Source organism: Streptomyces sp. NPDC014764, from assembly GCF_043082785.1.
Classification (GTDB): domain Bacteria; phylum Actinomycetota; class Actinomycetes; order Streptomycetales; family Streptomycetaceae; genus Streptomyces; species Streptomyces althioticus.
In genome coordinates, this window is sequence record NZ_JBIBXY010000012.1 from 66652 (window position 1) to 89674 (window position 23023).

Annotated in this window: 25 protein-coding genes; 19 read left to right on the top strand and 6 right to left on the bottom strand. The window is 71.2% G+C overall.

Features of this window, described 5'->3' with window-relative positions; translation table 11 throughout:
- Nucleotides 1-9: 9 nt before the first annotated feature.
- Nucleotides 10-165: a hypothetical protein gene (locus tag ACF1AG_RS24935; RefSeq protein ID WP_391810419.1), complete on the bottom strand. Its 156-nt coding sequence runs from the start codon at nucleotides 163-165 to the stop codon at nucleotides 10-12.
- Nucleotides 166-416: 251 nt separating this feature from the next.
- On the opposite strand from ACF1AG_RS24935, the gene ACF1AG_RS24940 reads away from it, so the two are divergent.
- Entirely contained in the window at nucleotides 417-1391 is a 975-nt protein-coding gene (locus ACF1AG_RS24940; protein ID WP_391810466.1) for a phosphotransferase family protein, read from the top strand.
- Between the two features lie 55 nt (nucleotides 1392-1446).
- On the opposite strand, the gene ACF1AG_RS24945 is transcribed toward ACF1AG_RS24940, so the two are convergent.
- Nucleotides 1447-1884: a hypothetical protein gene (locus ACF1AG_RS24945; RefSeq protein WP_359601701.1), complete on the bottom strand. Its 438-nt coding sequence runs from the start codon at nucleotides 1882-1884 to the stop codon at nucleotides 1447-1449.
- 498 nt (nucleotides 1885-2382) lie between these two features.
- Between ACF1AG_RS24945 and hemL the strand changes: the two genes are divergently transcribed.
- The 7 genes from hemL (at nucleotide 2383) to ccsB (ending at nucleotide 10224) form a co-directional block, all read left to right on the top strand.
- Nucleotides 2383-3699 (top strand): glutamate-1-semialdehyde 2,1-aminomutase, encoded by a 1317-nt coding sequence (gene hemL / locus ACF1AG_RS24950; protein ID WP_391810420.1) that lies wholly within the window; start codon nucleotides 2383-2385, stop codon nucleotides 3697-3699.
- 41 nt (nucleotides 3700-3740) lie between these two features.
- Nucleotides 3741-4388, top strand: coding sequence for a histidine phosphatase family protein (locus tag ACF1AG_RS24955; RefSeq protein WP_359601720.1), 648 nt, complete (start codon nucleotides 3741-3743; stop codon nucleotides 4386-4388).
- A 154-nt stretch (nucleotides 4389-4542) separates the two neighbouring features.
- Nucleotides 4543-5814: a hypothetical protein gene (locus ACF1AG_RS24960; protein WP_391810467.1), complete on the top strand. Its 1272-nt coding sequence runs from the start codon at nucleotides 4543-4545 to the stop codon at nucleotides 5812-5814.
- Nucleotides 5815-5891: 77 nt separating this feature from the next.
- Nucleotides 5892-6551, top strand: a complete 660-nt coding sequence (locus ACF1AG_RS24965) for a TlpA disulfide reductase family protein (RefSeq protein ID WP_359601703.1) — start codon at nucleotides 5892-5894, stop codon at nucleotides 6549-6551.
- A 1-nt stretch (nucleotide 6552) separates the two neighbouring features.
- Nucleotides 6553-7326 (top strand): cytochrome c biogenesis protein CcdA, encoded by a 774-nt coding sequence (locus ACF1AG_RS24970; protein ID WP_359601704.1) that lies wholly within the window; start codon nucleotides 6553-6555, stop codon nucleotides 7324-7326.
- A gap of 4 nt (nucleotides 7327-7330) precedes the next feature.
- A complete protein-coding gene (locus ACF1AG_RS24975) occupies nucleotides 7331-9115 on the top strand; it encodes a cytochrome c biogenesis protein ResB (RefSeq protein WP_359601705.1) in 1785 nt (594 codons plus the stop codon).
- Complete coding sequence (gene ccsB / locus ACF1AG_RS24980; protein ID WP_359744414.1) at nucleotides 9112-10224, top strand: c-type cytochrome biogenesis protein CcsB; 1113 nt, start codon at nucleotides 9112-9114, stop codon at nucleotides 10222-10224. Before ACF1AG_RS24975 ends, ccsB begins: the two co-directional genes overlap by 4 nt.
- Nucleotides 10225-10290: 66 nt before the next feature.
- On the opposite strand, the gene ACF1AG_RS24985 is transcribed toward ccsB, so the two are convergent.
- A complete protein-coding gene (locus tag ACF1AG_RS24985) occupies nucleotides 10291-10740 on the bottom strand; it encodes a nucleoside deaminase (RefSeq protein ID WP_391810421.1) in 450 nt (149 codons plus the stop codon).
- A gap of 164 nt (nucleotides 10741-10904) precedes the next feature.
- On the opposite strand from ACF1AG_RS24985, the gene ACF1AG_RS24990 reads away from it, so the two are divergent.
- Nucleotides 10905-12068, top strand: a complete 1164-nt coding sequence (locus ACF1AG_RS24990; RefSeq protein ID WP_391810422.1) for a serine/threonine-protein kinase — start codon at nucleotides 10905-10907, stop codon at nucleotides 12066-12068.
- Entirely contained in the window at nucleotides 12065-12709 is a 645-nt protein-coding gene (locus ACF1AG_RS24995; protein WP_391810468.1) for an RICIN domain-containing protein, read from the top strand. The genes ACF1AG_RS24990 and ACF1AG_RS24995 overlap by 4 nt, the downstream gene beginning before the upstream one ends.
- A 6-nt stretch (nucleotides 12710-12715) precedes the next feature.
- On the opposite strand, the gene ACF1AG_RS25000 is transcribed toward ACF1AG_RS24995, so the two are convergent.
- Complete coding sequence (locus ACF1AG_RS25000) at nucleotides 12716-13954, bottom strand: hypothetical protein (protein WP_359601709.1); 1239 nt, start codon at nucleotides 13952-13954, stop codon at nucleotides 12716-12718.
- A 117-nt stretch (nucleotides 13955-14071) separates the two neighbouring features.
- Nucleotides 14072-14404, bottom strand: a complete 333-nt coding sequence (locus ACF1AG_RS25005) for a PLD nuclease N-terminal domain-containing protein (protein WP_359601710.1) — start codon at nucleotides 14402-14404, stop codon at nucleotides 14072-14074.
- Between the two features lie 66 nt (nucleotides 14405-14470).
- Here ACF1AG_RS25005 and ACF1AG_RS25010 point away from each other — a divergent pair, with 66 nt between their 5' ends.
- Together ACF1AG_RS25010 and mqnP are read left to right on the top strand one after the other, a co-directional pair.
- Complete coding sequence (locus ACF1AG_RS25010; RefSeq protein ID WP_387798143.1) at nucleotides 14471-15928, top strand: menaquinone biosynthesis decarboxylase; 1458 nt, start codon at nucleotides 14471-14473, stop codon at nucleotides 15926-15928.
- Nucleotides 15925-16830: a menaquinone biosynthesis prenyltransferase MqnP gene (mqnP, locus tag ACF1AG_RS25015; RefSeq protein WP_359601712.1), complete on the top strand. Its 906-nt coding sequence runs from the start codon at nucleotides 15925-15927 to the stop codon at nucleotides 16828-16830. Before ACF1AG_RS25010 ends, mqnP begins: the two co-directional genes overlap by 4 nt.
- A 28-nt stretch (nucleotides 16831-16858) precedes the next feature.
- Here mqnP and ACF1AG_RS25020 read toward each other — a convergent pair whose 3' ends face one another.
- A complete protein-coding gene (locus tag ACF1AG_RS25020; RefSeq protein ID WP_359744406.1) occupies nucleotides 16859-17464 on the bottom strand; it encodes a rhomboid family intramembrane serine protease in 606 nt (201 codons plus the stop codon).
- 92 nt (nucleotides 17465-17556) lie between these two features.
- On the opposite strand from ACF1AG_RS25020, the gene ACF1AG_RS25025 reads away from it, so the two are divergent.
- From ACF1AG_RS25025 to ACF1AG_RS25055, 7 genes are all read left to right on the top strand, one after another.
- Nucleotides 17557-18243: a UbiX family flavin prenyltransferase gene (locus tag ACF1AG_RS25025; RefSeq protein ID WP_359744404.1), complete on the top strand. Its 687-nt coding sequence runs from the start codon at nucleotides 17557-17559 to the stop codon at nucleotides 18241-18243.
- A gap of 99 nt (nucleotides 18244-18342) precedes the next feature.
- Nucleotides 18343-18801 carry an Lrp/AsnC family transcriptional regulator gene (locus ACF1AG_RS25030; protein ID WP_033272583.1) on the top strand — a complete coding sequence of 153 codons (459 nt, stop codon included), beginning with the start codon at nucleotides 18343-18345 and terminating at the stop codon, nucleotides 18799-18801.
- A gap of 49 nt (nucleotides 18802-18850) precedes the next feature.
- A complete protein-coding gene (gene mqnE / locus ACF1AG_RS25035) occupies nucleotides 18851-20014 on the top strand; it encodes an aminofutalosine synthase MqnE (protein ID WP_359601715.1) in 1164 nt (387 codons plus the stop codon).
- Between the two features lie 384 nt (nucleotides 20015-20398).
- The gene (locus ACF1AG_RS25040; RefSeq protein ID WP_391810423.1) at nucleotides 20399-20923 is read left to right on the top strand and encodes a GNAT family N-acetyltransferase; all 525 of its coding nucleotides are present in this window, start codon (nucleotides 20399-20401) and stop codon (nucleotides 20921-20923) included.
- 108 nt (nucleotides 20924-21031) lie between these two features.
- A complete protein-coding gene (locus ACF1AG_RS25045; RefSeq protein WP_359599318.1) occupies nucleotides 21032-21349 on the top strand; it encodes a DUF4229 domain-containing protein in 318 nt (105 codons plus the stop codon).
- Nucleotides 21350-21515: 166 nt separating this feature from the next.
- Nucleotides 21516-21602 (top strand): putative leader peptide, encoded by an 87-nt coding sequence (locus ACF1AG_RS25050; RefSeq protein ID WP_324614838.1) that lies wholly within the window; start codon nucleotides 21516-21518, stop codon nucleotides 21600-21602.
- Between the two features lie 57 nt (nucleotides 21603-21659).
- Complete coding sequence (locus ACF1AG_RS25055; protein WP_359599310.1) at nucleotides 21660-22979, top strand: dicarboxylate/amino acid:cation symporter; 1320 nt, start codon at nucleotides 21660-21662, stop codon at nucleotides 22977-22979.
- The last annotated feature ends 44 nt before the right edge of the window (nucleotides 22980-23023 follow it).

A 23023-nucleotide genomic window follows, 5' to 3' on the forward strand; every position in this document is an offset into this window, starting at 1 on the left:
CCGCCCGCGTCAGGACACCCGCGGGCGCCGCGTCCTCTCCAGCACGGGCGTCAGGAAGCGCCGTACGGTCTCCGGTTCGCCCGGCTCGAAGTCCGAGGCCCCCACCACCTCGTCGATCACCGGTCCGAAGAAGGCGCATCCGAGCCGGACGGCCTTCTCCTTCACCCAGCAGATCCGTCGGCGGTCGCCCCCGAGCCGCCGCCCTGCGCATGCGGGCCCTGGTCCTGCCCGCCGAGCACAGCCGCACGCACGACGCCGCCAAGGCCGCCGGGCAGGTCCGCCGCGCCCTGCCCGGCGACCTGCCCGAGGTGACGGTGCTGCCCGGATCCACCCACCAAGCGCTCCCGCTCTCCGGGCCGGAGAAGCTGAACGAGCACCTGATCCGATCCCTCGGCCGACCGCCACCCCGCGTACGTATGCTGCTCGGCATGGGGGCCACGCCCGAGGTCGCGAGCGGACATTCCTGGGCCTCCACCCGCGCCTGGGTGGAGAAGACCCTGTCCGCCGGTGAGCGCATCGAGAGGGTGGACCGGCTTCGCGGCGGCTGGACCTCCGAGATGCGCCGCCTGGACGTCACCGGCCCGGACGGCCCCCGCTCCCTCGTGCTGCGCTCCTTCGTCAAGCCGTTCTTCGTGCGGCACGCCGAGGGCCTGCTGACCCGCGAGGCGGACATCCTGCGCCTGCTCGCCTCTACGGACGTCCCGGCGGCCACGCTCGTCGCGGTGGACGCGACCGTCCGGCACTGCGACCATCCGTCCCTGCTGATGACCCTGCTCCCGGGGACCGTCCGCCTGCACGACGAGGGCGCGGACACCCGGGCCGACGAGCTGGCCCGCCTCCTCGTCCGCATCCACCGCCTGCCCGTGCCCCCGCACCGGCGCCCCCGCACCTACCAGGCGTGGGCCTCCCCGGACCGCGTGACACCGCCCGCGGCCACCCGCCGACCCGAGCTGTGGCACCGGGCAGCCGACGTCGTCCGCCGCGACCCCCCGCCGTACGAGGGCCGCTTCCTGCACCGGGACTTCCACCCCGGCAACGTCCTCCTCACCGGCCCCGACGACGCCCCGCGGGTCAGTGGTGTCGTCGACTGGGTGGAGACCTCCTGGGGACCGGCCGACCTGGACGTGGCGCACTGCTCGACCGCCCTCGCCCTGCTGCACGGCGCCCGGGCGGGCATGGATTTCGCCGACCGCTACACCGCCGCCGGCGGCGCGCTCGCCCCGGACGCCCCCGCCCACCTCCACTGGCGCCTCCTGGGCACCCTGGGCTACGGCGACGCGGAGAAGGTCGCGGTCCCCTGGCGCTGCCTCGGCCGCACGGACCTGACCCCGGAGGTCCTCGCCGGCCGCCTGGAGGACTACCTGGACGCGCTGTTCACACGGTACGGCTGAACACGAAGAAGGGGCGGGTTCCGGGAACCCGCCCCGCCACGTCCGCCCGTCGAGGTCACGGCCACACCAGGCAGTACGCCTGATGCCCCGCCTCGTGCAGCCGGTGCGAGAAGTCCTGCCACTCGTGCAGCAGTTGGTAGACGTTGAACGCGTCGCGCGGGCCGCCGCGGTCCGGGACCGTCGACCAGATGAAGGCGGCCGCGCCGACCGCTTCCTCGCCTATGTCGCGCAGCGGGTCCACGACCGTCATGGGGAGCTTCACGACCGCGTAGTCCGGGTGCAGGACGACCAGCTCGAGCGGCGGCACCTTGTGCAGGGGGACGCCTTCGATGCCCGTGAGCACCATGGCTGCCATGGTCTCCGGCTTGATCTTGGTGAACATGCCGCCCATGCCCAGCTCGTCCCCGCCGAGCTCCTCGGGGCGCATGGAGATCGGGACGCGGGCCGCGGTGGCGCCGTCCGGCGCACCGAAGTACTTGTACGTCACCCCCACCCGACCACCATTCCTGCTCCCCGCCCCGCTCAGCGGGCCGATCCGCTCCGGCTCGTCGTGTGCACGACGCGTCTGATCCGATTCCTCCGCTTCGCGTCGGTGCCTTCCCCGCCGGGCACGTCGAGGACCCAGGTCGTCGGTCCCCTCGCCCAGTCCGCCACCGCGATGCATATCTCCACCCGACTGCTTTTCTAGGACGCGTGGCCCCCGCCGCGCAACCCGATCATCGTGACAGTGACCTCCCCCACGGCCGCCCGCCGAAACGTGCGGTGAACCATCCGTCCGCGAGATTGTCGCGGGGCCCGGCCGCCCCGGCCGCGCGAGCTGTGTGCACCGGGGATCAGTTTCGCAGATCATGGCCGGTCCGGTGCCCGGATCGGCAGCTCGCCGGGGCGCGGACGCCGCTGGTGGCCCCTGGCCTACCCTGAAACGAGTCACAGCAGCCGCAGCCCGGCGAGATACCCGGGACGTCGGAAAAGGTCGGAGAAGTCGCAGGTCATGAGCGAACTGCCATATTCGTACGAAGCCCCAGCCTCGCAGGCGCTGTTCGATCGTGCCGCGGCCGTCACTCCCGGTGGTGTGAACTCACCGGTGCGTGCCTTCCGCGCCGTCGGCGGTACGCCCCGGTTCATGGTCTCCGGCTCCGGGCCGTACCTGACCGACTCCGACGGGCGGGAGTACGTCGACCTGGTGTGCTCGTGGGGGCCGATGATCCTCGGGCACGCGCACCCCGAGGTGATCGCCGCCGTCCAGGAGGCCGTCGCGCGCGGCACCTCCTTCGGCACGCCCGGTGAGGGCGAGGTCGCGCTCGCCGAGGAGATGGCCGCCCGGATCGAGCCGCTGGAGCAGGTGCGGCTGGTGTCCAGCGGCACCGAGGCCACCATGTCGGCGATCCGTCTGGCCCGTGGCTTCACGCAGCGGAGCAAGGTGATCAAGTTCGCCGGCTGCTACCACGGCCACGTGGACGCGCTGCTCGCCTCCGCCGGCTCCGGCGTGGCGACGTTCGCACTGCCGGACACCCCCGGTGTGACCGGCGCGCAGGCCGGCGACACCATCGTGCTGCCGTACAACGACCTGGACGCCGTGCACGCCGCGTTCGCCGCCCACCCCGGCGAGATCGCCTGCGTGATCACGGAGGCGTCCCCGGGCAACATGGGCGTCGTCCCGCCGCTGCCCGGCTTCAACCAGGGCCTCAAGGACGCGTGCGCAGCGAACGGCGCGCTGTACATCTCCGACGAGGTCATGACCGGCTTCCGCACCAGCCGCGCCGGTTGGTTCGGCGTCGACGGCGTGCGCCCCGACCTGATGACCTTCGGCAAGGTCATGGGCGGCGGCTTCCCGGCCGCCGCGTTCGGCGGGCGCGCCGACGTCATGGCGCACCTCGCCCCGGCCGGCCCCGTCTACCAGGCGGGCACCCTCTCGGGGAACCCGGTCGCCACGGCCGCCGGGCTCGCCCAGCTGCGGCTGCTCGACGACGTCGCCTACGAAAAGGTGGACGCGGTGTCCGCGCAGATCCGGTCCCTCGTCACGGAGGCGCTGACCAAGGAGGGCGTCGCGCACACGCTGCAGAACGCCTCCAACATGTTCTCCGTCTTCTTCACCGAGAACCCGGTCCGCAACTACGAGGACGCCAAGAAGCAGGAGTCGTTCCGCTTCACCGCGTTCTTCCACTCGCTGCTGGCGAACGGCGTCTACCTGCCGCCGTCGTCGTTCGAGTCCTGGTTCGTGTCCACGGCCCACGACGAGCGGGCCGTCCAGCGCATCGCCGACGCCCTCCCGGCGGCGGCCCGAGCAGCGGCGGAGGCCACCGCGTGAGCCCCGAGAAGACCCCCGAGGACGTCACCGTCGTCCACCTCATGCGGCACGGCGAGGTCGAGAACCCGGACGGCGTCCTCTACGGCCGCCTCCCCGGCTACCACCTCTCCGAGCTGGGCCGCCGGATGGCCGACCGGGTCGCCGAGCACCTGGCGTCGCGCGACGTCGTGCACGTCGGCGCCTCCCCGCTGGAGCGGGCGCAGGAGACGGCCGAGCCCATCGCCAAGGCGCACGGCCTGGACATCGCCACCGACCGGCGGCTGATCGAGGCGGAGAACGTCTTCCAGGGCAAGACCTTCGGCATCGGCGACGGCGCGCTGCGCCGCCCGGCCAACTGGAAGCACGTCGTCAACCCGTTCAAGCCGTCCTGGGGCGAGCCGTACGTCGACCAGGTGGTGCGCATGACGGGTGCGCTGGAGGCGGCGCGGGACGCGGCCCGCGGCCATGAGGCGGTGCTGGTCAGCCACCAGCTGCCGATCTGGATCGTGCGCTCCTACGTGGAGAAGCGCCGGCTGTGGCACGACCCGCGCCGCCGCCAGTGCACCCTGGCCTCGCTGACCACGTTCACCTACCGCGGCGACAAGGTCGTCTCCGTGGGCTACAGCGAGCCCGCCCTCGACCTGGTGCCCGCGCATCTGCGGGCTGGCGCCAGGCCGGCGAAGGGCGCCGGCAAGGCCTACGGCGCGTGACGCCGGTGTGGGGGCGGCGCGCCGCCCCCACGGTGTTTCGTTGCGAAACCTCCGCATTCGACGGGAACCTCCCCCTTCGTCAAGTCCTCTGACTGGGTGACCACTCAAGGACGTGACGAAGGGGGTCGCCATGCGCGCTCTCTCCCGCAGGGGAATGCTCGGGCTCGGCGCGGGGGCCGCTGCCGCCGTCTCCTTGGCCGGCTGCGGCGGCCACACAGGCTCCGACGGATCGAACCCCGGGGGCGGTTCCCGTCCGGGGCCCGGCGACCGCCCCGCGTCGCCGAAGCCGACCGCGACGGTCCGGCCGATCGGCGACGGCTCCACCTCCTTCACCGGGAAGCAGCCTCACCAGCCCGAGCGGCCGGTGCCGCTGGAGCCGGGTCAGAAGCCCCCGCAGTTCGTGGTGTTCTCCTGGGACGGCGCCGGCGAGGTCGGCAACGGGCTCTTCCCGCGCTTCCTCGACCTGGCCAAGGAGCACGGCGCCTCCATGACCTTCTTCCTCTCGGGGCTGTATCTGCTGCCCGAGTCGAAGAAGCGGCTCTACGACCCGCCGAACAACCGGCGCGGCGCCTCCGACATCGGCTACCTCACCGACGCGCACATCAAGGACACGCTGAAGAACCTGCGCCGCGCCTGGCTCGAGGGCCACGAGATCGGCACCCACTTCAACGGGCACTTCTGCGCCGGCTCCGGCAGTGTCGGCAACTGGACGCCGAAGCAGTGGCGCGACGAGATCGAGCAGGCCAAGTCGTTCGTGAAGGAGTGGCGCACCAACTCCGGGTGGACCGACGTGGAGTCGCTGCCGTTCGACTACGACAATGAGCTGGTCGGCGGCCGCACGCCCTGTCTGCTGGGGCAGGACCAGCTGTTGCCCACCGCTCGTGACCTGGGATGGCGCTACGACGCCTCCTCGCCCGGCGGGCGCCAGACCTGGCCCTCCAAGAAAAAGGGCATATGGGACCTTCCTCTCCAGCAGATACCTTTCCCCGGACGGTCTTTCGAGGTCCTCTCGATGGACTACAACATGCTCGCCAACCAGTCGCTCAACTCCACCAACGCCCCGGCCCACAACTACCCGGGCTGGCGGGAGCAGTCGGCGCAGGCATACATATCCGGCTTCAAGCGGGCATACAAGACGAACCGGGCACCCTTCTTCGTCGGCAACCACTTCGAGCAGTGGAACGGCGGCATCTACATGGACGCCGTCGAGGAGGCCCTGAAGCACATCGCGCGGGAGAAGGAGAAGGGTGAGGACGTGAGGATCGTCTCCTTCCGGCAGTTCTGCGACTGGCTCGACGTGCAGAAGCCCGAGATGCTCGACCGGCTGCGCACCCTGGACGTCGGCCAGGAACCCACCGGCGGCTGGCAGGCGTTCACCCGCGACCTCGCAGGCAGCGCGTCCACGGGGGCCGCCGACCCCGCCTGAGATGCGGGTTTCCGCCCGAAGCGGGGTGCGCAGGGGGGTGCGCAAGATCCCCAGAACGGGCATGCGAAACTTTTCACATGAGTGCCGCCAGCCGCGCCCCCCAGCGCTCGAACCGAGCCGCGCAGAGCTCGTACCGCGCCGCCCGTGCCGTGCGCGCCCGCCGTCGCGCCGCCCTGGCCGCCGGTGCCGCCGCGGCCGCACTGCTCCTCACCGCCTGCGGTGACGGGGGCACCTCCGGCGGTGGCGGAGACACCGGATTCGTCACCGGCACCGACGGCATCTCCACCGTCGCCGCCGGCAAGCGCGTCGCCGCGCCCGACCTCTCCGGGGAGACCCTGGAGGGCGAGCAGCTCGACGTCGGCGACTACAAGGGCAAGGTCGTCGTCCTCAACGTCTGGGGCTCCTGGTGCAACCCGTGCCGGGCGGAGGCCAAGTACTTCGCGAAGGTGTCGAAGGAGTACGAGGACAAGGACGTCCAGTTCGTCGGCATCAACACCCGCGACGGCAGCACCACCGCCGCGCTCGCCTTCGAGAAGGACTTCGGCATCACCTACCCGAGCCTGTACGACCCCACGGGCAAGCTGATGCTCCGCTTCGAGAAGGGCACGCTCAACCCGCAGGCCATCCCCTCCACCCTGGTGCTGGACCGGGAGGGCCGCGTCGCCGCCCGCTCGCTGACCGCCCTCGACGAGGAACGGCTGCGGAAGATGCTCGAACCGGTCGTCGCGGAGAAGTGACGTGACGGCCCTGCACACGCTCGCCGCGGAGACGGGCTACAACGGCACGGTGCTCAACGGCGCCCTGCTGGTGGCCCTGCCCATCGCCGTGCTCGGCGGCCTCGTCTCCTTCTTCTCGCCCTGCGTCCTGCCGCTCGTCCCCGGCTACCTCTCCTACGTCACCGGCGTCTCCGGCACCGACCTGGCCGAGGCCCGGCGCGGCCGCATGGTCGCCGGCGCCTCCCTGTTCGTCCTCGGCTTCACCGTCGTGTTCGTCTCGGGCGGTGCCTTCTTCGGCTACTTCGGGCAGACCCTCCAGGAGCAGTCGGGCGTCCTGTCCAAGATCCTCGGCGTCTTCATGATCCTCATGGGCGTCTTCTTCATGGGCCTGATGCCCTGGCTCACCCAGCGGGAGTTCCGCTTCCACAAGCGCCCCGCCACCGGCCTCGTCGGCGCGCCCGTGCTCGGCGCCCTCTTCGGCATCGGCTGGACCCCCTGCATCGGGCCCACCCTCGCCTCCGTCCTCACCCTGTCCGCGCAGCAGGAGAGCGCCGGACGGGGCGCGGTGCTGACCGTCGCGTACTGTCTCGGACTGGGCGTGCCCTTCGTGCTCGCCGCCGTGGCCTTCCGCAAGGCGCTCGGCGCCTTCGGCTGGGTCAAGCGGCACTACGCCTGGGTGATGCGCATCGGCGGCACGATGATGATCGTGACCGGTGTGCTGCTGCTGACCGGCGCGTGGGACACCCTCGTGACGGAGATGCAGACCTGGTCCAACGGCTTCACGGTGGGGATCTGACCCGATGAGCGACACCACGACGGACAACACCACCACGACCGGTGACGACCAGGATCTGGGCGCCGCAGGCTCCCAGCTGTCCACCGCCCCCGTGGAGGACAGCCCCTCGCCCAACCTGCCCTCCCTCGGCGTGATCGGCTGGGCCCGCTGGTTCTGGCGGCAGCTCACCTCCATGCGGGTGGCGCTGCTGCTCCTGCTGCTGCTGTCGCTGGCCGCGATCCCCGGCTCGCTCATCCCGCAGACGGGCATCAACGAGGCGCAGGTCGCCGACTTCCGCGAGCGGCACGACGTCCTCGCGCCGGTCTACGACAAGCTCGGCCTCTTCAACGTGTACAGCTCGGTGTGGTTCTCCGCGATCTACATCCTGCTGTTCGTCTCCCTCATCGGCTGCATCGTGCCCCGCACCTGGCAGTTCGTCGGCCAGCTGCGCGGCCGCCCGCCGGGCGCGCCCCGCCGGCTGACCCGGCTGCCCGCGCACACCGCCTGGCGCACCTCGGCCGCCCCCGAGGAGGTCCGCGAAACCGCCCTCGCGCTGCTGAAGAAGCGCCGCTTCCGCGCCCACGTCGTCGGGGACGCCGTCGCCGCCGAGAAGGGCTATCTGCGCGAGTTCGGCAACCTGGCGTTCCACCTCGCGCTGATCGTCATGCTGATCGCGTTCGCCTGGGGACAGCTGTTCAAGTCCGAAGGCAACAAGATCGTCGTCGAGGGCGACGGCTTCTCCAACACGCTCACCCAGTACGACGACTTCAAGTCCGGCAACCTCTTCACCAACGACGACCTGGAGCCGTTCAGCTTCGACGTCAAGGAGTTCACCGGCACCTACGAGCGCACCGGCCCCAACAAGGGCACCCCGCGCACGTACGAGACCGAGGTGACGTACACCGAGGGCGCGGACGGCGGGGAGAAGAGCGCCGTCATCAAGGTGAACAAGCCGCTGGAGATCGGCGACGCCAAGGTCTACCTCGTCAGCCACGGCTACGCACCCGTGGTGACCGTCCGCGACGGCAAGGGCGAGATCGTCTACCAGGACGCCGTGCCGCTGCTGCCGCTCGACAACAACGTCACCTCCAACGGCGTCGTCAAGGTCCTCGACGGCTACCGCAACCCGCAGGGCAAGAAGGAGCAGCTCGGCTTCCAGGCCTTCTTCGTGCCGACCTTCGGCGGGTCCGCGAGCGGCACGATGCTCTCCCAGTTCCCGGCACTGGACTACCCGGTGCTCGCGCTCAACGCCTACCACGGCGACCTGAAGGCCGACTCCGGCATTCCGCAGAGCGTGTACCAGATGGACAAGACCAAGATGAAGGAGTTCAAGGACGCCGACGGCGAGCTGCTGAAGAAGCTGCTCACCCCCGGCGAGACCATGGAACTCCCCGGCGGCGCCGGCTCGATCACCTTCGAGAAGGACATCAGGGAGTGGGCCGGCTTCCAGGTCGTCCAGGAGCCGGGCGGCGGCTGGGCGCTCGGCGGCGCCCTCACCGCCATCGGCGGACTGGCCGCCTCCCTGTTCGTCCAGCGGCGCCGCGTGTGGGTGCGCGCGGTGCGCGGCGACGACGGCGTGACCGTCGTCGAGATGGCGGGCCTCGGCCGCAGCGAGTCCGCGAAGGTGCCCGAGGAGCTCGGCGACCTCGCCGGGACCCTCTACGAGCGGGCGCCAGGTGTGCCGGACCCCGAACCGGAGCCGGACGGCACACCCCCCGAAGACCCCGGAACGCCTGCCGCGTCCCCGACCTCCACGTCCACCGACCCCGACTCTCAAGCCGTGCCTGCCGAAGGGGCTGAGCAGCAGTGACTCTCGCCGCCGCGACCAACGAGAACCTCGCGGAGATCAGCAATGTGCTGATCTACTCCGCGATGGCGGTCTACACCCTCGCTTTCTTCGCGTACATCGCCGAGTGGCTCTTCGGCAGCCGCAGCAAGGTCGCCCGCACCGCGGCCGCGCTCACCCCGAAGAGGGCGACGACGGGCACGGCGCCCGCCGTGACCGTGAAGCAGGGCGGCGGCACCGCCGTCCTGGAACGGCCCAAGGTCACGGTCCGCGCCGCGTCCGGCTCGCGTGACGTGCCCGACGGGCCCGGCGCGCACGGCGGCGACGAGCAGGGCGACCTCTTCGGGCGTATCGCCATCTCCCTCACCGTGCTCGCGTTCGCGCTGGCCTTCGGCGGGGTGCTCACCCGCGCGCTGTCCGTGGAGCGGGCGCCGTGGGGCAACATGTACGAGTTCAACATCACCTTCTCCACGACCGCGGTGGGCGTCTACCTCCTGCTGCTGGCGCTGAAGAAGAACGTGCGCTGGCTCGGCCTGTTCCTCACCACGTCGGTCCTGCTGGACCTCGGTCTCGCCGTCACCGTTCTGTACACCGAGAGCGACCAGCTGGTTCCCGCGCTGCACTCGTACTGGCTGTACATCCACGTCTCCACGGCGATCCTGTGCGGCGCGGTGTTCTACGTCGGCGCCTTCACGACGATCATGTACCTCTTCAAGGACTCGTACGAGAACAAGCTGGCAGGCGGCGGCAAGCCGGGCAGCTTCGCCACGTCCTTCCTGGAGCGGCTGCCCGCGGCGGCCTCGCTGGACAAGTTCGCCTACCGCGTCAACGCGGCCGTCTTCCCGCTGTGGACGTTCACGATCATCGCGGGCGCCATCTGGGCCGGCGACGCCTGGGGCCGCTACTGGGGCTGGGACCCCAAGGAGACCTGGTCCTTCATCACCTGGGTCGCCTACGCCGGCTACCTGCACGCCCGCGCCACCGCCGGCTGGAAGGGCCGCAAGGCCGCCTACCTGGCCCTGCTCGCCTTCGGCTGCTGGCTGTTCAACTACTACGGCGTCAACATCTTCGTCTCCGGCAAGCACTCCTACGCCGACGTCGGCCTCGGCGTGCTCCAGGCGGCCGGTTTCTGACCGGCCCCGCACCGCAGCGCACGGAGGCCGCACCGGACGACAGTCCCGGGGCGGCCTCCGCCGCGTTCAGTCCCCGATGTCCTCGCCCCACAGCTCCGGGTTCCGGGCGACGAACCCCCGCATCATCGCCACGCACTCCGGGTCGTCGAGCACCACGACCTCCACACCGTGCTCCGCCAGCCAGTCGTGCCCGCCGTGGAAGGTGACGGCCTCCCCGATCACCACCCGCGAGATCCCGAACTGCCGCACCAGCCCCGAGCAGTACCAGCAGGGCGACAGCGTGGTCACCATCGTCGTCCCCCGGTACGACGGCTGCCGCCCCGCCGCCCGGAAGGCCGCCGTCTCCGCGTGCGTCGACGGGTCCCCGTCCTGCACCCGCCGGTTCCGCCCCCGCCCCAGCAGCACCCCGTCCGCCCCGTACAACGCGGCCCCGACCGGGACGCCCCCTTCCGCCAGCCCCGCCCGGGCTTCTTCCCTCGCGGTGGCCAGCCAGGCGCGGTCGAGCTGCGTCTCCACGGTGTCCGTACCTTTCGTGCGGCTGACGGTGTTTCACCATACGCATACACAGGGTCACTTGGGGCTGCGGTGCGTATGGATGTAGCGTCCCGTCAGTGGTCGAAGGGGGGCCACGGGCACTCAGGGTGACAGGTGGAACGGGGACAGAGTTGAGCGGGGAAGACATGACCGGCCTCACGGGAAGCGGGGCCGAGCCGCTGCGGGACGAGGACCCGCGCCGGATCGGGCCGATCCCGCTGCTGGGGCGGCTCGGGGTCGGCGGCATGGGCCGGGTGTACCTCGGCGTCCACGAGGGCCGCTACGCGGCGGTCAAGCAGGTGCTGCCCTCGGTCGCCGGGGAGGACCAGGACTTCCTGCGCCGCTTCGGGCACGAGCTGGACAACCTCTCCCGGCTCCCCGACGAGGCCACCGCCCCGCTGCTCGCGGGCGACCGCAACGCCCGCCCGCCGTGGTTCGCCACCGCCTACGTGCCCGGCATCACCCTGCGCGAGGCCGTCGACCTGCACGGCCCCCTGCCCCGCGAGGCACTGTGGCTGCTGCTGCGGGAGGCCGCCGACGGGCTGGCCGCCGTGCACGCGCTGGACATGGTGCACCGCGACCTCAAGCCGTCCAACGTCATGCTGACCCCGGACGGCCTCACCCTCATCGACTTCGGCGTGGCCCGCGCCGCCGACCAGAGCCGGCTCACCCGCACCGGCATGGTGGTGGGCACGCCCGCCTACATGTCGCCCGAACAGGCCTCCGGCAAGCGGGCGTCGAGCGGTGCCGTCGACGTCTTCGCACTGGGCTCCGTGATCGCGTACGCCGCCTCCGGCCGACCGCCCTTCGGCGACGAGTCCGGGCCCGCCGTGCTGTACCGCATCGTGCACGAGGAGCCCGACCTGGGGCCGCTGCGCGAGCTGGACCCCGAGCTGGCCGACGTGGTCGCGTCCTGCCTCGACAAGGACCACGAGGGCCGCCCGACCGCCGCGGAACTGGCCGGAACGGCGGCGGGACGCGGCCCGTCCGGCGCGCCCCTGTGGCCCGCGGCCGTCGGCGAACGGCTGGCCGAGCGGGCCGCCTTCGCCGCCCGCGCCCCTGACCCGCAGGACCTCCCTCCCACCCTCGGCCCGACGGAGGCGGGGGAGGAGGGAAGGAACCCGCCGGTGAGAAACCGGAGAAGAAGAAGGTGGAGCCGCCCGCGCGGAAGGAGAAGCGGCGGCGCATGCTGCCCGTCGTCGTACCGGTCGTGGTCGTCGTCACCGGCGGCACGCTCGCCTTCCAGCTCCTGCCGTACGTCACGGACTCGGGGAACGCCGCGGGCGGCCCCACGCCTTCCGCGTCCGTGAGCGTCTCCGCCGACGTCACACCGTCGGCGACCGCCGGGTCCGCGAAGCCGTCCCCGTCGGGCAGCCCGTCGGCATCGAAGAAGCCGAAGGACGACGACGCGAAGGGCCGGGAGAAGGACTCCGACTCCGGGGACGCCGGTTCGGGCGCGGGTGCCGGTCCCGGTGACGGGGGCGGCGCGGGCGACAACGGGTCGGGCACCCGGCCCGGTTCGGGCGGCGGTGACACCGACGACGGCGGGTCGGACAACCCCTCCGGCACAGGCGGCGGGTCCTCGTCGGGAGGACAGGGCGTCCTGCGCAACGCGTCCAGCGGAAGGTGCCTCTCCGCCTACGGGGGATCCGGTTACGGCAACGTCACCACGGACGACTGCGCCTCAGGGGCGGCCGCCTGGAGCCTGCGGAGTACGGGATCCGGCGCCTACCGGATCGTCCACGGGGAGTCCGGCAACTGTCTGTCCGCCTATGGATCGATGCACATCGGGACCTGCGGCGTGGACGACGCTCAGACATGGCGTCTCGGCTCGGGCGGCACCGTCGTCCTGGTGAAGACCGGGAGGTGTCTGGAACACGCCCGGGCGAGCGGCATGATCATGGCCCGGGTCTGCGACGGATCGGCGGGGCAGAGCTGGACGCGGGCGTGAGCCCGTTCACCGGGTGAGCGCCGCGCTCCGCGCCGGACCGGTCCGCACGATGTGCCACAGCTGCTCCTGGTAGGCGTCGGGCCGGGACGCGAGGTCCACCCGTGCCGACAGTGCCAGCGGATCGGCGTCCGCGCCCCGCAGCAGATCCACCGAGGTCTGAACGAACCGCAGCCACAGCCCCGAGCGTTCGGCCTCGGCCAGCAGCTTCCGCAGCCGGCGGACCGCCGTCCGCGCGTCCGCGCGTCCCTCGCGGTCCGCGCCGAACAGGAGCCGCAGGTCGGCGGCGGGCAGGGCGGTGAGCAGATGCCGGTCGAGCTCGGGAATGAGCAGCCCGGCCTCCTCCACCGCGCTCCACGCCTCGGGGCCGACCTGCACCAGCACGCGCAGCGCGGTCAGCAGCCGTTCCGCGTCCGGTCCGGTCAGGCCGGCGTCCAGCCGTACCCAGGTGTCCTCGGCCGTTTCGTCGGCCCGGCGCCGGGCGGCCGACCACACCTTCTCCGCCGTGCGCCGCCCGAGCCCCGTCGTGTCCGCGAGGCCCCACGCCCCGGCGTCCAGCACGTCCCGCACCGTGCGGATGCCGTGCCGTTGCAGCTCCGCCACCGGCAGGAGGGGGACGGAGGCCCAGCGCAGTCTGCCGACCGGGACCGCGGCCAGTTCCTCCCGGACGCGTGCGTCGTGCAGGGGCTGCCACGCGTCCCGTACCGCCCGCACCGCACGCTCGTGGTCACGGACCACCCCGCGGGCCGCCTCGCGCAGGCGCTCGGCCCGCCGGACGGTGAGCGGGGCCCACCCGGTCAGTCCGACGAGCCTGCTCAGGGTCCGGACGCCGCCGCAGACGAGCCCGGCGAACGTGACCAGCACCCCGGAGACCGACAGCGTGCTGAAGACCGTCTCCGCCCGGTCGGCGGCCGTCTCCACGTCCGGGTCGTACAGCTCGCCCTTGAGGTCGCCCTCGGCCACCACGTAGCCGAGGTCCCAGCCCAGGGAGCCCCATGCGAACTCGGAGGTGTCCTTCAGCAGTGGATCCCGGTCTGGGTCGCACCGGTAGGGCCCCGTGCGCTGCCCCGCGCCGTACGGGTCGGTCCACCGGACCGCGCAGGTGCCGTCGGGCTCCTCCTCCAGAACGGTGAGCTCCACCAGCTTCAGCTCCGGGTGCTCAGGGCCGTACTCCCAGACCACGAACCCGAGGAGCACCAACAGCAGCCCCGCTGCCGTGACCCACCGGAAGATCGGCCTGTGCCGCATCGCCGCCCCCTGCCCGCCGTCACCACGTCGTGGCTCAGTGTGGCGGGGCGTGTACGGCAGGGTCAGCGGCCGGCACCGGCAGTGGCCGCGCCCGGATGCTTCCGGGGCCCGGCAAGGTCAGTCGGTCCTGGGGTCCTCGTCCGCGTCGCGGTCCTTCTCCGGCTTCTTGTCCTCGTCGAGGGACCTGAGGAAGTCCGGGTTGTCGTCCGGCGCGACCCACTGCTGCCGGCCGCCGCCGCGGCCCCAGGAGGAGCCGCCCGCGCCGGCGGGCTGCCGCTTCTTGCCGGCGATGAGCCAGGAGATCGAGCCGACCAGCGGGAACAGCAGGACGAGGATCGCCCACAGCGGCTTGGGCATGTGCCGGATGTCCTCGTCCTTCGTGCTGATGCAGTCGATGAACGCGTAGACGCTCAGGGCCAGTGGCACGAGGAACATGAGCACCCGAAGCATGGGCCTCTCCAGCGAAAGAGGTGGGCGGTACCGGTCCAGCGTAGCCGCTCAGGGATACTGGACCGCATGGCTTACGACGATCTTCGCTCCCTGCTCAGGGCGCTGGAGCGCGAGGGTGACCTCAAGCGCATCAAGGCCGAGGTCGACCCGCACCTGGAGGTCGGTGAGATCGTCGACCGGGTGAACAAGGCCGGCGGTCCCGCCCTGCTCTTCGAGAACGTGCGCGGCTCCTCGATGCCCCTCGCCATGAACGTCTACGGCACCGACCGCCGGCTGCTGAAGGCGCTCGGGCTGAAGTCGTACGCGGAGATCGGGGAGAAGATCGCCGGGCTGCTCAAGCCCGAGCTGCCGCACGGGTTCGTCGGGGTGCGCGAGGCGTTCGGGAAACTCGGCGCGATGACGCACGTGCCGCCGAAGAAGGTGAAGTCGTCCGACGCGCCCGTGCACGAGGTCGTCCTCACCGGCGACGACGTGGACCTGGAGCAGCTGCCCGCGCTGTTCACCTGGCCCAAGGACGGCGGCTCCTTCTTCAACCTGGGCCTCACCCACACCAAGGACCCCGAGAGCGGCGTCCGCAACCTCGGGCTGTACCGCCTCCAGCGCCACGACAAGCGCACCATCGGCATGCACTGGCAGATCCACAAGGACAGCCGCAACCACTACCAGGTGGCCGCGCGGCGCGGGGAGCGGCTGCCGGTCGCCATCGCCTTCGGCTGCCCGCCGGCCGTGACGTACGCCTCCACCGCACCGCTTCCCGGCGACATCGACGAGTACCTGTTCGCCGGGTTCCTCCAGGGCAAGCGGATCGAGATGGTCGACTGCAAGACCGTCCCGCTCCAGGTGCCCGCGCAGGCGGAGGTCGTCGTCGAGGGCTGGCTGGAGCCCGGCGAGATGCTGCCCGAGGGCCCCTTCGGCGACCACACCGGCTTCTACACCCCTCAGGAACCCTTCCCCGCGCTGACGATCGACTGCGTCACCATGCGGAAGCGTCCGCTGCTCCAGTCGATCGTGGTCGGCCGCCCGCCGACGGAGGACGGCCCGCTGGGCCGCGCCACGGAACGGTTCTTCCTGCCGCTGCTGAAGATCATCGTCCCGGACATCGTGGACTACCACCTGCCCGAGTCCGGCGGCTTCCACAACTGCGCGATCGTCTCGATCGACAAGAAGTACCCGAAGCACGCGCAGAAGGTGATGCACGCCATCTGGGGCGCGCACATGATGTCGCTGACCAAGCTGATCGTGGTCGTCGACTCCGACTGCGACGTCCACGACCTGCACGAGGTGTCCTGGCGGGCCCTCGGCAACACCGACTACGCCCGCGACCTCACCGTCGTCGAAGGCCCCGTCGACCACCTCGACCATGCGTCCTACCAGCAGTTCTGGGGCGGCAAGGCGGGCATCGACGCGACGAAGAAGTGGCCCGAGGAGGGATACACGCGCGACGGCGGCTGGCCCGACATGGTCGAGTCCGACCCGGAGACCGCCGCGAAGGTCGACCGCCGCTGGAAGGAGTACGGACTGTGACCTCGGCCTCCGCCGCTCTTCCGCAGCAGCCGGGACGCACCAAGGCCTTCCTGCGCCTGGTGATGATCGAGCACTCGGTGTTCGCGCTGCCCTTCGCCTACATCGCCGCGCTCACGGCGATGTACGAGTGGGACGCGAACATCCACTGGGGGCGGCTGCTGCTGGTCACCGTGGCCATGGTCGGCCTGCGCACCTTCGCGATGGCCGCCAACCGGATCATCGACCGCGAGATCGACGCCCGCAACCCGCGCACCGCGCAGCGCGAGCTGGTCACCGGGGCGGTGTCGGTCAAGCACGCCTGGACCGGCGCGCTGATCGCCCTCGCCGTGTTCCTCGGCGCGGCCGCCCTGCTCAACCCGCTGTGCCTGGCCCTCGCGCCCGTCGCCGTGATCCCGATGGTGGTGTATCCGTACGGCAAGCGGTTCACCAACTTCCCGCAGGCCATCCTCGGTCTCGCTCAGGCGATGGGCCCGGTCGGCGGCTGGCTGGCGATCACCGGGTCGTGGTCCTGGGAGGCGGTCGTCCTCGGCCTCGCGGTCGGCATCTGGATCGGCGGCTTCGACCTGATCTACGCCTGCCAGGACGTGGAGACCGACCGGGAGATCGGCGTGAAGTCCGTCCCGGCCCGTTTCGGCATCCCCGCGGCGATCTGGGGCGCCCGAGCCTGCCACACCGTGACGACGGCCCTGTTCGTCTGGTACGCCCTGCTCACCGATGCCGGCGCCTTCTTCTGGCTCGGCCTGCTGATCGTGGCCGGCGCCTTCGTCTACGAGCACACCATCGTCCGCCCGCACGACCTGACCCGCCTCAACCGCGCGTTCTTCAGCGTCAACGGCTTCATCGGCATCGCGCTGTTCCTCTGCGCGCTGCTCGATCTGCTGGTACGCGGACTGACCGTCTGACCGCCCGACCGTCTGACCGAGGGCGGGGCTAGAGGACCGGCTCGCTGCGTTTCGCGGGGCGGCGGCGCAGGAGGAAGGCCGCCGCCACGCCCGCGGCCAGGCCGATCAGATGGCCCTGCCAGCTGACCCCGGACTGGGTGGGCGCGAGGCCCGCGAGGATCGAGCCGCCCCAGACCGCCGCCACCAGGACGCCGGCCACGATGCCCAGGGGGCGCCGCTCGACGAAGCCGCTGACCAGCAGATAGCCGAACAGGCCGAAGATCAGGCCGGAGGCGCCCGCTGTGTTGGTGCCCGCCGGGGACATCAGCCATACGCCCAGGCCGTCCGCGACGACGATCAGCGCGCACACGGCGAGGAACCGGCGTATGCCGCCGAGCGCGGCGAGGAAGCCCAGCACCAGCAGCGGCACGCTGTTCGCCGCCACATGGGAGAAGCCGAAGTGCACGAAGGCGGACGGGACCACGTCCACCAGCTCGGACGGGGTGCGCGGCACGACGCCGTAGCCGTCCAGCGCGTGTCCGGTGGCGACGTCGACGACCTCGAGCACCCACAGCAGCGCCACCCAGCCCGCCATCAGCACGGCGGCGGCCCGCACCCGATCGCCGCGTGACCACGCCGGACGCGTGTCCGTCATCGTCCACCCCCCGTCGCCGGGCCGTTGTGAGGGAGAACGCCCGGAGACCCTGGCCCGGTTCCCGTCCTGCGACTTTGGATAGGCTCGGTCCCGTGAACCCAGCCAAGCCAGGAGAGACGCGGCGATCGCCTTGGATCGTAGGGGTCTCGGGCGCCTCGGGCACTCCCTACGCCGCCGCGGTGCTGCGAGGGCTGCTCGCCGCCGGGGAGAGCGTCGACCTCGTCGTCAGCCGGGCCTCCCGGCTCACCCTGCTGGACGAGACCAAGATCGCCTTCCGTGACGCCCATTGGCGCGACGACCTGCGGGAATGGCTGTCCCGGGGGGCGGACGGCAAGCCGGACAGCTTCTCCGTCGACCTCGACGACGTGCGGTACTGGGCCGCCGGCGACCTCGCGGCCGGACCCTCCTCGGGGTCGTACCCGAGCAAGGGCATGCTGATCGTGCCCGCCTCCACGGCGAGCGTCGCCGGGGTGGCGCTCGGGCTGTCCAAGGACCTGCTGCAGCGGGCGGCGAGCGTGATCCTCAAGGAGCGCCGCCCCCTGGTCGTGGCCGTGCGCGAGACCCCGCTGAACGGCCAGACGCTGCGGCACCTGGTGACGCTGGACGACGCGGGCGCGACCGTGCTGCCCGCCTCACCGGCCTTCTACGCGGGTGCGACGCACATCCAGGACCTGGTGGACTTCGTCGCCGGACGCGTACTCGACGCGGCGGGCGTCCCGCACACGCTGTACCGCCGCTGGGAGGGTGAACTCGGCGGAGGATCCCGCGCGGACGACTGACCCACCCGACCGCGGCCGGCGCGCCCGCCGGCCGCGACGGCATCACACGGCACCACCTCTCGGAAACTTCGTACCTCTTCAGTGGAAGGCATCGATTCGATGGACGCGGTGGACAGGCAGCTCATCCAGGCCCTTCGGGAGAACGGCCGGGCCTCCTACGCGGAGCTGGGGCGCCTCGTCGGTCTGTCGGGACCCAGCGTCACCGACCGCATCAACCGGCTGGAGGCGGCCGGCGTCATCACCGGCTACCGCGCCACGGTGGACGCCCCCTCGCTCGGCCTCGGCGTGACCGCCCTCATCGGCATCTCGCTGTCCGACGCCGCCGACCACGAGGACGTGGCGCAGCGGCTGAAGGACCTGCAGGAGATCGAGGACTGCTGGTTCATCGCCGGCGACGACTCGTTCATGCTCAAGGTGCGCGCCACGGACGTGGACGGCCTGGAGAGCATCATCCGCCGGCTGTCCGGCACGAAGGGCGTCTCCCGCACCCGCACCACGATCGTGCTCTCCACCAAGTGGGAGAACCGCGTCGGTGAGCTGCCCGAAGAGGTCGGCTGACCGGGGCGTACGGTGGGACGGGTCTGTCTTCTGGGAAAGAGGTAACGGCATGGACGTCGGGCTCAAGCGCGAGCTGGAGGAGAAGGTCCGCTCCGGTGAGCGGCTGACCCGCGAGGACGGCATCGCGCTCTACGAGTCGGACGACCTGGCGTGGCTGGGCGGGCTCGCCCACGAGGTGCGCACCCGGCTCAACGGCGACGTCGTGCACTTCAACGTCAACCGCCACCTCAACATGACCAACGTGTGCACGGCGTCGTGCGCCTACTGCTCCTTCCAGCGCAAGCCGGGGGAGAAGGACGCGTACACGATGCGCATCGAGGAGGCGGTGAAGCTCGCCGAGGAGATGCGCTCGGAGAACCTCACCGAGCTGCACATCGTCAACGGCCTGCACCCGAACCTGCCGTGGCGCTACTACCCGCGGTCGCTGCGTGAGCTGAAGGCGGCGCTGCCGGAGGTGTCGCTGAAGGCGTTCACCGCCACGGAGATCCACCACTTCGAGACGATCTCCGGGCTGAGCGCGAGCGAGATCCTCGACGAACTCATCGACGCGGGGCTGGAGTCGCTCACCGGCGGCGGCGCGGAGATCTTCGACTGGGAGGTCCGGCAGCACATCGTGGACCACCGCACCCACTGGGAGGACTGGTCGCGGATCCACCGCCTGGCGCACGAGAAGGGTCTGAAGACCCCGAGCACCATGCTGTACGGCCACATCGAGGAGCCGCGCCATCGCGTCGACCACGTCCTGCGTCTGCGTGAGCTGCAGGACGAGACCGGCGGTTTCCAGGTCTTCATCCCGCTGCGGTACCAGCACGACTTCGTCGACATGAAGGACGGCAAGGTCCGCAACCGGCTCCAGGCGCGGACGCAGATGGCGACGGGCGCGGAGGCGCTGAAGACGTTCGCGGTCTCGCGGCTCCTCTTCGACAACGTGCCGCACGTCAAGGTGTTCTGGGTGATGCACGGCGTGCAGACGGCGCAGTTGGCGCTGCAGCACGGGGCCGACGACATGGACGGGTCGGTGGTCGAGTACAAGATCACGCACGACGCGGACAACTTCGGCACGCCGAACAAGCTGACGCGGGAGGATCTGCTGGACCTGATCCGCGACGCGGGGTTCCGGCCGGTGGAGCGGAACACCCGGTACGAGATCATCCGTGAGTACGAGGGGCCGGATCCGGCGCGCCGGGAGGCGCCGCAGCCGATGCGGGTCTGACTCCGTCGGAGGCCTTCTGATCACCGCCGCCCGCGACAGGGCGGTGGGCCGGTCGCGCAGATCCCCGCGCCCCTGAGGCGTGTTGCGGTGACCGCGCCCCGAAGGGGCGCGGGGAACGGCGCGAGCAACCCACGACGACCCGCACGGGAGAACCAGGGGCGCGGGGAACGGCGCGAAGAACCCGCGACGACCCGCGCGCCCGGCCCGCTGCCGGCGCCCCCTCAGGGGCGCGGGGAACTGCGCGACCGTCCGTCTGCCGGGCCGCACCCGGCAAGAAACCGCACCCGGAAAGAAACCGCACCCGGCAACGAATCACACCCCCCGCGACGGGTGACCGCCGTAATTCGACTGCGCCCCCGCAGAGGTAAGGGCTACCATCCCCTCATGCCCCTTACCTTCACCGCCGACCCCGCCATCACCCCCACCCTCCGCGACGGCATCCTCGACGTCTGGGCCGACGTCACCAACGCCGGCGGAGCCGTCGGCTTCGTCGCGCCCGTGACGACGGAGGACATCCGCCCCGCCCTGCTGCGGCAGTTCACGGACATGGCGGAGGGCCGGTCCCGTCTGGTCGTGGGGCACGACGAGGACGGCCGCCTCGCGGCCACCGCGTTCCTGACGCGGAACACCCACCCCCTGATGACCCACTGGATCTGGCTGTACACGGTGATGGTCCACCCTCGCCACCAGGGCAAGGGCCACGGCCGCGACCTGCTCGCCGAGGCCGAGCGGACCGCCCGCGCCATGGAGGGCGTGGAGGCCATCCGCCTCGGCTGCCGCGGCGGTCTCGGCCTGGAGCGCTTCTACGCCTCCTGCGGCTACAAGGAGGTCGGCCGGGTCCCGGACGCGATCCGCGTGGCGCCCGGCGACGACCGCGACGACGTGATCATGCTGCTGACGCTCAGCTGACGCCCGTACGCGCCGTACCCCGTTGAAAGATCGCCCGCCGCTCGTGCTTCACTGGACGTCGTCCCCTAAGGGGATGTTTCTGACCGTACGCACGGAAGAGTGGATGAGATGCTCCGCTACACGCTGATGCGCCTCGGGATCTTCGCGGGCTGCCTCGTTGTCGTCTGGGCCCTCGTCTACTCCGGTGTCGCGCCGCGCGGTCTCGGCGACTCAAACGGCCTGTGGATCGTGCTGCTCGCGCTGCTGATCTCCGCGCCGATCAGCTTCGTCGTGCTGCGCAACGAACGCGACCGGGCCTCCGAGCGCATCGTGCGCCGCGTGGAGCGTGCCAAGGCCAACCTCGAGGCCAACCGCTCCCAGGAGGACGCGGCCGACGACACCGCCCGCACGCAGGGCCAGACCTCGGGGCAGGCGCAGACCTCGTAACGTCCGCCACACCCGCGCACCGCACGTCGGCGCCCCGGTCCCCTCTCACCAGGGGAGACCGGGGCGCTTTGCGTTGTATGAGTGTGTTTGCGGTCACGCCTTCCAAAGAAAGGCTTTGAGGATCTCAAAGCTCAGGTGTTACGGTCATCGGGTGAAGTCAGCAGCCGTGTTCCCCACGCCCCGGAGTGTTCCGCTCGTGGCGCGCCTGCACGTGGATCTCTGCCGGGTCACCGCCGCGAACTGTCAGCCCTGACACCGCGCCCACCCGAGCCTTCCCGTCACATCCCTCACGCGTCCCCCTCACCGGAGCATGTCCGTGTCCTCGAACACGCAGTTGAAGCGGTCTGTCCGCGTGCCCTTCTGGGCCCAGATACTCATCGGCCTCGCCCTCGGCGTCCTCCTCGGCTGGATCGCCCGCAGCCAGGACCTGTCGTGGCTGGTCACCACCCTGGAGAAGGTCGGCGGCACCTTCGTCGGCCTGCTGAAGCTGGCCGTCGCCCCGCTGGTCTTCTTCGCGATCCTCGTCTCCATCACCAACCTCAGGAAGGTCAACAACGCGGCCAGGCTGGCCTCGCGGACCCTTCTGTGGTTCATGATCACCTCGCTGATCGCGGTGGCGATCGGCCTGGTCATCGGCCTGGTCACCAACCCCGGCGCGGGCACGGGTCTCAGCCCGGCCGACGGCGAGGCCCCGGAGAAGACCGGTTCCTGGATCGACTTCCTCACCGGCATCGTGCCGACCGACGTGATCACGCCGTTCACCGAGCTGAACGTGCTGCAGATCGTCTTCATGGCCGCCGTCGCCGGCATCGCCGCCCTCCAGCTCGGTGAGAAGGCCCAGCCGATCCTCACCCTCAGCGAGTCCGTCCTGGAGCTGCTCCAGAAGGCCCTGTGGTGGGTCATCCGCCTGGCCCCGCTCGGCACGGTCGGCCTCATCGGCAACGCCATCGCCACCTACGGCTGGAACCTGATCGGCAAGTACGCCACCTTCACCGTCGACATCTACGTCGGCTGCCTGATCGTCCTCTTCGGCGTCTACCCGGCGCTGCTGGCGACGGTCGCGAAGGTCGGCCCGGTGCAGTTCTTCAAGGGCGCCTGGCCCGCGATCCAGCTGGCCTTCGTCTCCCGCTCCTCCGTCGGCACCATGCCGCTGACCCAGAAGGTCACCGAGCGCCTGGGCGTTCCCAAGGAGTACGCGAGCTTCGCCGTGCCGTTCGGCGCGACCACGAAGATGGACGGCTGCGCCGCCATCTACCCGGCCATCGCCGCGATCTTCGTCGCGCAGATCTTCGACGTCCCGCTCGGCGTCGGCGACTACCTGCTGATCGCGTTCGTCTCGGTGGTGGGCTCCGCCGCCACGGCCGGCCTCACCGGCGCCACGGTCATGCTGACCCTCACCCTCTCCACCCTCGGCCTGCCGATGGAGGGCGTGGGCCTGCTGCTGGCCATCGACCCGATCCTGGACATGATCCGCACCGCGACGAACGTCGCCGGCCAGGCCCTGGTCCCGGTCGTGGTCTCCGCCCGCGAGGGCCTGCTCGACCGCGACAAGTACAACGCGGTCCACGCTTCCCCGGTCGACGAGACCCCCGAACCGGAGAACACCCGCCCGGTCCCCGCGACGGCCTGACACCTTCGCAACCGCGCCGAGGGGCGCATTCCGGCAACGAGACA

Excerpts from the sequence above, each read along its gene's own strand:
- ACF1AG_RS25010 (WP_387798143.1), top strand. The coding sequence starts at position 14,471 with ATGGCTTACGACGATCTTCGCTCCCTGCTCAGGGCGCTGGAGCGCGAG.
- ACF1AG_RS25040 (WP_391810423.1), top strand. The coding sequence starts at position 20,399 with ATGCCCCTTACCTTCACCGCCGACCCCGCCATCACCCCCACCCTCCGC.
- ACF1AG_RS25045 (WP_359599318.1), top strand. The coding sequence starts at position 21,032 with ATGCTCCGCTACACGCTGATGCGCCTCGGGATCTTCGCGGGCTGCCTC.
- ACF1AG_RS25030 (WP_033272583.1), top strand. The coding sequence starts at position 18,343 with ATGGACGCGGTGGACAGGCAGCTCATCCAGGCCCTTCGGGAGAACGGC.
- ACF1AG_RS24940 (WP_391810466.1), top strand. The coding sequence starts at position 417 with ATGCTGCTCGGCATGGGGGCCACGCCCGAGGTCGCGAGCGGACATTCC.
- ACF1AG_RS24955 (WP_359601720.1), top strand. The coding sequence starts at position 3,741 with ATGCGGCACGGCGAGGTCGAGAACCCGGACGGCGTCCTCTACGGCCGC.
- ACF1AG_RS25055 (WP_359599310.1), top strand. The coding sequence starts at position 21,660 with ATGTCCGTGTCCTCGAACACGCAGTTGAAGCGGTCTGTCCGCGTGCCC.
- ACF1AG_RS25020 (WP_359744406.1), bottom strand. The coding sequence starts at position 17,464 with ATGACGGACACGCGTCCGGCGTGGTCACGCGGCGATCGGGTGCGGGCC.
- ACF1AG_RS24965 (WP_359601703.1), top strand. The coding sequence starts at position 5,892 with ATGAGTGCCGCCAGCCGCGCCCCCCAGCGCTCGAACCGAGCCGCGCAG.
- mqnE (WP_359601715.1), top strand. The coding sequence starts at position 18,851 with ATGGACGTCGGGCTCAAGCGCGAGCTGGAGGAGAAGGTCCGCTCCGGT.
- ACF1AG_RS24990 (WP_391810422.1), top strand. The coding sequence starts at position 10,905 with ATGACCGGCCTCACGGGAAGCGGGGCCGAGCCGCTGCGGGACGAGGAC.
- ACF1AG_RS24960 (WP_391810467.1), top strand. The coding sequence starts at position 4,543 with ATGCTCGGGCTCGGCGCGGGGGCCGCTGCCGCCGTCTCCTTGGCCGGC.
- ACF1AG_RS24975 (WP_359601705.1), top strand. The coding sequence starts at position 7,331 with ATGAGCGACACCACGACGGACAACACCACCACGACCGGTGACGACCAG.
- hemL (WP_391810420.1), top strand. The coding sequence starts at position 2,383 with ATGAGCGAACTGCCATATTCGTACGAAGCCCCAGCCTCGCAGGCGCTG.
- ACF1AG_RS25000 (WP_359601709.1), bottom strand. The coding sequence starts at position 13,954 with ATGCGGCACAGGCCGATCTTCCGGTGGGTCACGGCAGCGGGGCTGCTG.
- ACF1AG_RS25005 (WP_359601710.1), bottom strand. The coding sequence starts at position 14,404 with ATGCTTCGGGTGCTCATGTTCCTCGTGCCACTGGCCCTGAGCGTCTAC.